The sequence below is a fragment of the bacterium genome (assembly GCA_040755795.1).
In the GTDB taxonomy this organism is placed as follows: Bacteria; UBA9089; CG2-30-40-21; order CG2-30-40-21; family SBAY01; genus JBFLXS01.
In genome coordinates this window covers 1-1748 of the sequence record JBFLXS010000614.1, presented here as the reverse complement: position 1 = coordinate 1748, position 1748 = coordinate 1, and the positions used below count along the sequence as shown (strand labels likewise).

Sequence of the window (1748 nt, the reverse complement as noted above, 5' to 3'; positions counted from 1 at the left end):
ATTTCGCAGACTCCAGGATTGATGTCCGAAGGGTGGAGCAAGAAAAAGTTTGAGCCATTTCTCCAATTCTCCCTTTTCCCCATTTCTCCTTGTTTACACTTCTAATGTATAGCCCTGAACGGTTACCGAAAAAGTAATTAATTCTTTTCATCTGACTAAAGAGGAGGAATAAAATCATGTCAAAAGGAATTAAAAAACCAGTTTCTGTGGTAGATTTAAAGCCTATCCATACAGGCTTGAGAGGTTTTGATGAGATTATCTTGCCAAATGGCTTACCACTATATTCTTTTAATGCCATCACCGGGCATCCAGGTAGTGGTAAAACAGTCTTTACTTACCAACTGCTGTTTAATAATGTTAGTAAAGAGAATAAAGCCTTATACTTTACCACCATCTCAGAGCCACCAATTAAGGTCATCCGCTATTTGCAGCAGTTTAGTTTTTTTGACAAAGAGAAATTCTTCAAGTATATTAAGGTAATAGACCTTGGGAGTGTTTTAAGAAAAGAGGGATTAGAGAAAGGTATTAAGTTTGTTATAAATAAGATTGATGAGGAAGAGGCAAAGATTGTAGTTATAGATAGTTTTAAAGCTATTCATGGGCTACTTGGGTCTGAAGAAGAGATTCGTAAATTTACCTATGATTTAGGGGTTGAACTTCTTGCCTACCAATGCACATCATTTTTAGTTGGTGAGTATACAGAAGAAGAGATAAAGCAAGAGCCAATATTTGCCATTGCAGATAGTATCCTAAACATCTCTTCCGATACCAAAGGGTATTTACGCAGACGCTACCTGGAGATACACAAGATGCGTGGCTCAGATTACTTTGCAGGTAAACACCGGTTTTCAATTACAAAGGATGGGATTATCGTTCATCCAAGGCTTATGCCAAAACAGAAAATGGTCAAACCCGAAATAGATGTTTCTTGTCCAAAAATAAAGACGGGTATAAAAGGTTTAGATAAGATGCTTAATGGTGGGCTATTTACAGGCTCATCTACATTAGTAGCTGGTAATTCAGGTACAGGAAAGACTACTTTAGCTCTTCAATTCCTGCAACAAGGAGATATAAATGATGAGCGGGGACTTTTAATATCATTTGAGGAATCGCCTGATTTGATATTCAGATTAGCACAAGGACTTAATATTCCACTTGCTAAACTTGTAAAAGAAAACAAGATTATCATCTTACATTACTCCCCAGTAGAACTAAATGTAGATGAGTTTCATGCAAAGATTATGCAGGTTACACAACAACAACAGATTCAACGAGTGGTTATAGATTCAATAGCGGATATTGAGGTATCCATTGGAGACCCTACACATCTTAAAAATTATATCCTATCTTTAATAGACTACTTTGATGAACAATCTATAACCAGCATCTTGACATCAGAATCTATTGAAGGAACTACCTTTGGTATTACAGAAACTAAACTTTCAGTGATTATTGATGTTATCATTCAGTTAAGATATAAGGAGGAGGAAGGGAGGATAAATAAATATATTACTATCCTCAAGATGCGAGGTTCTGACCATGATAAGGAAATTAGAGGGTTTAAGATTACTAATTCTGGGATGGTAATTGGTAACTGGTAACTGGTGATTGGTAACTGGTGATTGGTAACTGGTAACTATTTAACCAATTACCATTTAACCAGTTACCATTTAACCAATTACCATTTAACCAGTTACCATTTAACCAATTACCATTTAACCAATTACCATTTAACCAGTTACCATTTA

Annotated in this window: 1 protein-coding gene; it reads left to right on the top strand. The window is 35.7% G+C overall.

Annotated features, from left to right (window positions below; genetic code table 11):
* Positions 1-176: 176 nt before the first annotated feature.
* A complete protein-coding gene (locus tag AB1414_20240) occupies positions 177-1601 on the top strand; it encodes an ATPase domain-containing protein (protein ID MEW6609744.1) in 1425 nt (474 codons plus the stop codon).
* Positions 1602-1748 lie beyond the last annotated feature (147 nt).

Bases quoted from the DNA above. Each gene is read 5' to 3' on its own strand.
- AB1414_20240 (MEW6609744.1), top strand. From the start codon at position 177: ATGTCAAAAGGAATTAAAAAACCAGTTTCTGTGGTAGATTTAAAGCCT.